Here is a 7,014-nt window from a genome sequence, read left to right as displayed (position 1 = left end):
AGTAAAGTTCCAATTTAATGATTTGCCTACTTTAGCAATCAACTTATTTGTAAAATCTATACTTTCTTTTAAATTAGGATAATCTTCAATTACTGGAATACTTATAGTATTGCTACCTAATAAAAGTTGAGAAAAGTAGATAATTTCATCAATGTTGAAATTAATGTTAAATTGTCTAGATATGTTATTAGCTATTGAATTTACTTCTTTGAAAATTTTTGAATTAATTATTTCTATTTTTTCATCATTTGAAATAGATATGTGATTATTTAATTTAATTCTTTGTATACTTGTAGCTAAACATATTATTAACTCAATATAAACTAAATCTGAAAATCTAATATTAAGTCTATTTTGTAAAATATTTATATAGGTTTGTACCTTTTTAATTGATATATTTTTTGATATATAATTGGATATAATATTAGAGTAACTATAAGTATTTGTATATTGATATGATTTGTATTGGATTAATTCTAAATACTTTTCTAAACATAAAGTTTTTCTAAAAACTTTTAGTATTGCCATTCGTATAACTTTTTCTTCACCTTCAATACTTAATCCTTTGCCGGGAAGAAAGGTAGGAGTTATATTATTTTTGACTAACAAAGATTTTATTTTATCTAAGTCATTTATTATAGTATTACGGCAAACTTTAAATTTATCCGCTATATAATTTATAGTTATGAAATCTTTTGCGAAAAATAATTCTAGTAAGATCAAATATTTTCTTTCATTAGGAGATAGTGAATAGTCACACGGTTTTAAGTTTATATTTTCGATTAAATCAATTTTATTAATTTTATTAAATTTGCTACATATAATTTTGATTATTCCATTTTCTACTCCTAAAAAAATAGGAAAACCTTTTCTTTTAAAGTATAGATTTATATCCGCTAAATCATATCTAATAGTTCTTTCTGTGACTTTAAATTTTTCAGACATATCATTTATACTATAGTTATCGTTACTGTTTATTAATTCATAGAGAATTTGAGTTCTTCTTTTGTTAAGAATGATATCACCTTCCCTCAAAGGTCATAGAAAAACATCTTATATTAAGTGTGGATGATATTTATTTAAAACTTGATACACTATATAAATCATATAATTATTTACTATATACATAAAGACCAAGATAGTTCACAATATTATGAAAATTTATATACTAATGAGAACGTTTATAAATTATTAATTTAATTATATCATTAAAATATTTAAATGAATTATGAATCTTCCTTGTACTTTAAATATTCTTATAATATAATTTAATTAGATACTCGAAACATACAAGGAGGGTTATTTCTATGGGTAAAGAAATTTTAGAGAGAAATGATGTGGACAAAAGGTATATTTGGGATTTATCAGCTATCTTTGAAAGGGAAGGAGAAATAGAGGATAAGTTAAAAGAGTTAACAAACTTAACTGATGAGACTGAAAAAGAATTTAAAGGCAAACTGAATAATTCTAAAAAGATTAATGAATGTTTAGATAAGGTAAGGGATATTTATGAAATTGCAGGGTTATTAGGTACATATTCGTTTTTATCTGTAGCTGTAGATCAGACAAATATAGAAAATCAAACCAGGGAAATGAAAGTATCTAATATTTTGTCAGAGATTAGAAGTCGTTTAAGTTTTATTGAATCGGAAATAGTCCAGTTAGATGAAGAGATAATCCAAGAAGCTATTGAACAGTCAGAAGAAAATGCAAACAATCTAAAAGAAATTCTAAGGAAAAAAGCATATATTTTACATCCAGAAGTAGAAAAAACCCTATCAGCTCTTTCTAATGTATTAGAAGTACCTTATAAGATATATAATAGAGCTAAGCTTGCAGATATGGATTTTGGTACTTTCATAGTGGACGGAGAAGAGTATCCTTTGAGTTTTGTGTTGTTTGAAGGTGAATGGGAATATGAGAATGATACAAAAATTAGAAGAGCTGCATTTAATGCTTTTTCAGCCAAGTTAAAAGAATATGAACATACTATAGCGACTGCATATCAAACTCAAGTTCAGAAAGAGAAAATATTAGCTAATTTAAGAGGGTTTGATTCTATATTTGATAGTTTATTGTTTTCACAAAAGGTAGACAAAGACCTTTATAATAGACAGATTGATTTAATAATGGAATATTTGGCTCCACATATGAGAAAATATGCTAAACTAATCCAAAAGATCCATGGATTAGATAAAATGACTTTCATGGATTTAAAACTAGCAGTAGATCCAGATTTTGAACCGGAAATAAGCATAGAAGAAGCACGACCTTATGTTGAAGGTGCACTATCAGTATTAGGTGACGATTATCTAGAAATGGTGAATAGAGCTTTTGATGAGAGATGGATAGATTTTGTTCAAAACAAGGGGAAGTCTACTGGTGCATTCTGCGCTAGTCCTTATGGTAGTCATCCATTTATACTGATTTCCTGGACAGAAAGGATGAGAGAAGTATTTGTTTTAGCTCATGAATTAGGACATGCAGGACATTTTTATTTAGCACATCAAAATCAAAATATATTTAATTCAAGACCTTCTCAATACTGTATAGAAGCACCTTCTACAATGAACGAAATGTTAATGGCAAACTATTTAATGAAAAACACGGATGATAAAAGAATGAAAAGGTGGGTGTTGTCTTCCATTATATCTAGAACTTATTATCATAATTTTGTAACCCATTTATTAGAAGCAGCTTTCCAACGAAAGGTTTATCAGATCATTGATGATGGTGGTTCAATTAATGCAACTTTATTGAACAATTTAAAGAAAAAGACTTTGGAAGAGTTTTGGGGAGATGCTGTAATAATAAATGAAGGTGCAGAGCTTACATGGATGAGACAACCTCATTATTATATGGGATTATATCCATATACTTATAGTGCAGGGTTAACTATTGCTACTGAAGCCAATAGAAGGATATTGTCTGAAGGACAAAAGGCTATTGATGATTGGATTGGAGTATTAAAATCTGGAGGGGTCTACACTCCTGTTCAGTTTGCTAAAAGAGCTGGAGTAGATATTACCACTGAAGAACCATTGATGAACACTATAGAGCATATAGGCAATATAATAGATGAAATAATTGAATTGACAGAAGAATTATAGAATAAAGGGGACAGCTCTGTCCCCTTGTGTTTTTAATTTATGCTTTGAAGAATGCTTTATAACCTTTATAGGCCATATATACATCTGCTTTACTTGCTATTTCATAAGGTGCATGTACACTTAGTAGCGGCACTCCACAGTCCACTACTTCCATCCCGTAGTTAGCTAGAATATAAGCTATAGTTCCACCACCACCTTGGTCAACTTTTCCTAATTCACCCATTTGCCAAACTACATCATTCTCGTTAAATATTTTTCTAATTTTACTTATATATTCAGAATTAGCATCATTGCTACCACCTTTTCCTCTAACACCTGTGTATTTAACTATGGTCAACCCTTTTCCTATAAAAGGAGAATTTCTTTTATCTAATACTTCTGGATAATTAGGGTCAAATCCAGCTAGCGTATCTGCTGAAAGAACCCATGAATTAGCTAAAGTACGTTTAACCATTAATTCAGAATAATTTTCTTCTGTAAGGTCTATTAGCTCTGAAACTATATTTTCAAAGAATTTTGATTCCATACTTGTATTTCCTACACTACCTATTTCTTCTTTGTCTACGAATAGGGCAACGGCTGTTTTGTTAGGAGATTCAATATCTAATATAGCTTTGAAAGAGGTAAAGGCACAGACTCTATCATCTTGTCCATAACCTCCAACCATACTTCTATCGATACCAACATCCCTTGATTTTCCTGCAGGTACTATTTCAAATTCAGCTGTAGTAAAGTCTTCTTCATTTATACCATATTTTTCATTTAATATATTTAGTACATTTAATTTTACTTTTTCACTTATTTCATTGTCATTATAGGGTATACTTCCAATTAGAACGTTCAACCCTTCACCAGTAATACCTTCACTCATTTTCTTTTCCATTTGGTCTTTAGCAAGATGAGGTAATAAATCCGTTATAAAGAAAACCGGATCCTTTTCATCTTCGCCAATAACAATATCTATCTTATCTCCATTTTCTTTTATCATAACTCCATGTAATGCTAAAGGCAATGTAACCCATTGATATTTTTTTATTCCACCATAGTAATGGGTTTTAAACATAGCAAGCTCTGAATCTTCATAAAGAGGGAATTGCTTTAAGTCTATTCTCGGAGCATCTAAATGGGATCCAACAATGTGCATTCCCTTTTCTAATTTTTCTTTTCCTAACACAAATAATGCTACAGCTTTATCTTTATTGTTTGCATATATCTTCATTCCAGGAGTGGGTTTAATTTTATTTTCCAATAGTTCATCAATAGATATATAACCTTTTTCTGAGGCAATTCGAATTATTTCTCTAGCGGACTCCCTTTCTGTTTTTCCTTTATCTAAGAATTTTTTATATTCATCGTTGATAGAGAAAAGCATACTTTTTTCATTATCGTCTAAAACTTCCCACGCATTTTCCCATTTGTGAGTTAATTTCTCTTGAAGTTTTTTTCCTTTTGATTTATCACTCATTTATATCCCTCCTACTAATATTTAACAATCCTAATTATTATGGTATACTTGTATATTTACCTTGTCAAGAATAAGTTAAGGCTATAGACAGCTATATAAAAAATATTAGCATATTTACAATTCTAATTTGAATAGAATAGAATTGTAGGCTATCACAAGTGGTATACTAGGAGGTGTTTTGAGTGTATAATGAGTTAATGTCTGCAGATACATTGACTACATTTGTAGGGCTAGTTGCTGGAACTTCACTTATTGTCCAATTTACAAAATCTTTTATAAAAAAACAATTTGGAGATGGATTTGTTAGGTTTTATACATTTATCATTGCTTTAATTTTAATATTTATCTTTGGGGATAATGGTTTTGGTATTCGTGGTATAATTTTAAAAATTATCAATGCTATAATAATTACCATGTCTGCTATGGGAGGATATGAGGCCTTATCAGATCCTAAGGCCACAAAGATGAAAGTGAATAGATAGTAAGAAAGGCCGAGATTTTTCTTGGCTTTTTTTTAGAAAGATATATCATAATAGATTTACTCATAAATGATAAAGAAAATATAAACATTATAATTTACTCATTATTAAAATATCATAATATGTTATAATTATTTCATCAAAGGAATAAGTGTTAAAAAGGATGTGAATAAATGAAAAAGTTTTTTGTTGTACTTTTGGTATTGGTAATAGCAGTTGCAGTAGGATGTTTTTTATACACGTATAGGACGGATGAAGAGGTTATATCAATTTCTGATGAACTATACTTAGTTATAGAAGATGAGTTGTATTTAGAGGATAGACCTGTGATTTTAGATGATAATATTTTATACATTTCTTTGGATATTATAAAAGAAAATATAGATCACAATTTATTTTATGATCAAGAAGAAGAAATGGTAATATTTACAGATAAAGAAAGAGTAACTAGATTTGTAGTAGGAGAGAATAAAGGCAGTACAAATTATAAAGAATTTTTTGTTAACAGTCCAATAAAGAAAATAGAAGAAAAGATTTATATTCCAGAAGAAATACTATATATACATTATGATTTTAATATTGACTATTTTAAAGATACTAATGCAGTGGTTTTGGACAAGCCTAATTATAAATATCCTTTAGGGGAAGTGATTTTGGAAAAAGGAGATATACGAGTTAATTTTGATAAAAAATCTCCTATAGTATTGCAAAATATACCTGTTGGTACCATGCTATCAGTTTTTGAGGAGTTAAAGGATTGGTATAAGGTGAGAACTTTTGATGGGATTATAGGTTATATGGAAAAGAAATATTTAAAAATACATTTTACTACCGATATATATCAGATTGAAAAAGAATTACCAGGCATAAATAAAGAGAGGATAAACTTAACCTGGGATTATACTCATGGTAAGATGTTGTCTGCTGATGGTATAGAACCTATTCATGGGGTTAATATAATTTCTCCCACTTGGTTTTCTATTACCGACGAATATGGAAATATTTTTGATAAAGGAAACGATGAATATGTTAATAAATATAAATCCTTAGGTTATGAAATATGGCCTCTTATAGATAATGGTTTTGATCCGGATATTACTCAAAAGTTGTTGGTAAACAGTAAATCAAGGGAAATATTAATAAAGGAAATATTAAATTTATATGATAATTATAATGTTGATGGGATTAATTTAGATTTCGAGAATGTTTATTTAAAGGATAAGGATTTATTAACCCAGTTTGTTCGAGAATTATATCCGGTTTTTAAAGAGAGGGGAATGGCTGTATCTATTGATGTGACCCCTATTTCCACATCGGAAAATTGGTCTTTAAGTTTTGATAGAAAAAGATTGGCGGAAACGGTGGATTATATAATGTTGATGGCCTATGATCAACACTGGGCTAGTAGTCCTATAGCAGGTTCTGTAGCTCAGTATAATTGGGTAGAGCAATCTATTCAAGAGGTATTGAAAGAAGTACCTAATGATAAATTAGTATTGGCCGTTCCTTTTTATACTAGGCTATGGAAATTAGAGGATGTAGATTCAGAAGCTAAAACTTCTTCTCAAGCTTTATCAATGGAGACTGCAAATAAATTTATCAAAGAAAATAATATTAAATTAGAATGGGATGAGGAAAGTGGTCAGTATTATGGCGAAACTACAAAAGAGGGTATAGCCTATAAAATTTGGTTAGAAGATGCTAACTCCATTGAAATGAAATCATCTTTAATTAATAAATACAATTTGCCAGGAGTAGCATCTTGGAGAAAGGGTTTTGAGACGGAAGAAATATGGCCAGCTATTTCAAATATGATTAAATTAAATTAATATTTCTATTTGTTCATTTAATTTGATTTCATCTTTAGTTACTAAGGAGTTGTAAGCTAATATATGAACTCCTTCTTTTTTTGCCTTTAATAGGGCATTGGTAAATTTACTATCCATTTTTTCATTAGGTT

General features: G+C 29.1%; 6 protein-coding genes. 3 read left to right on the top strand and 3 right to left on the bottom strand.

Annotated elements, in window-relative coordinates:
• Positions 1-1,035, bottom strand: a 1,035-nt coding sequence (locus tag VK998_RS05035) for a BglG family transcription antiterminator (protein ID WP_325226221.1), incomplete at its 3' end; no start/stop codon positions are given.
• A 272-nt stretch (positions 1,036-1,307) separates the two neighbouring features.
• Between VK998_RS05035 and pepF the strand changes: the two genes are divergently transcribed.
• Complete coding sequence (gene pepF, locus VK998_RS05030; RefSeq protein ID WP_325226219.1) at positions 1,308-3,110, top strand: oligoendopeptidase F; 1,803 nt, start codon at positions 1,308-1,310, stop codon at positions 3,108-3,110.
• A gap of 37 nt (positions 3,111-3,147) precedes the next feature.
• Here pepF and VK998_RS05025 read toward each other — a convergent pair whose 3' ends face one another.
• On the bottom strand, positions 3,148-4,575 hold the full coding sequence (locus tag VK998_RS05025) for an aminopeptidase (RefSeq protein WP_325226217.1): 1,428 nt from the start codon (positions 4,573-4,575) through the stop codon (positions 3,148-3,150).
• A gap of 182 nt (positions 4,576-4,757) precedes the next feature.
• On the opposite strand from VK998_RS05025, the gene VK998_RS05020 reads away from it, so the two are divergent.
• Positions 4,758-5,057 (top strand): hypothetical protein, encoded by a 300-nt coding sequence (locus VK998_RS05020; protein ID WP_325226215.1) that lies wholly within the window; start codon positions 4,758-4,760, stop codon positions 5,055-5,057.
• Positions 5,058-5,227: 170 nt separating this feature from the next.
• The gene (locus VK998_RS05015; RefSeq protein ID WP_325226213.1) at positions 5,228-6,883 is read left to right on the top strand and encodes a glycosyl hydrolase family 18 protein; all 1,656 of its coding nucleotides are present in this window, start codon (positions 5,228-5,230) and stop codon (positions 6,881-6,883) included.
• Here VK998_RS05015 and VK998_RS05010 read toward each other — a convergent pair.
• Positions 6,875-7,000: a hypothetical protein gene (locus VK998_RS05010; RefSeq protein ID WP_325226223.1), complete on the bottom strand. Its 126-nt coding sequence runs from the start codon at positions 6,998-7,000 to the stop codon at positions 6,875-6,877. The genes VK998_RS05015 and VK998_RS05010 overlap by 9 nt on opposite strands.
• Between the last annotated feature and the right edge of the window lie 14 nt (positions 7,001-7,014).

It is taken from the genome of Schnuerera sp., from assembly GCF_035459645.1.
Lineage (GTDB): Bacteria > Bacillota > Clostridia > Tissierellales > Tepidimicrobiaceae > Schnuerera.
Note: the sequence above shows the minus strand (reverse complement) of the source record. Positions and strands in the feature narration are given on the sequence as shown.

Coding starts and splice junctions, on each gene's coding strand:
- VK998_RS05015 (WP_325226213.1), top strand. CDS start 5,228: ATGAAAAAGTTTTTTGTTGTACTTTTGGTATTGGTAATAGCAGTTGCA.
- VK998_RS05010 (WP_325226223.1), bottom strand. CDS start 7,000: ATGGATAGTAAATTTACCAATGCCCTATTAAAGGCAAAAAAAGAAGGA.
- pepF (WP_325226219.1), top strand. CDS start 1,308: ATGGGTAAAGAAATTTTAGAGAGAAATGATGTGGACAAAAGGTATATT.
- VK998_RS05025 (WP_325226217.1), bottom strand. CDS start 4,575: ATGAGTGATAAATCAAAAGGAAAAAAACTTCAAGAGAAATTAACTCAC.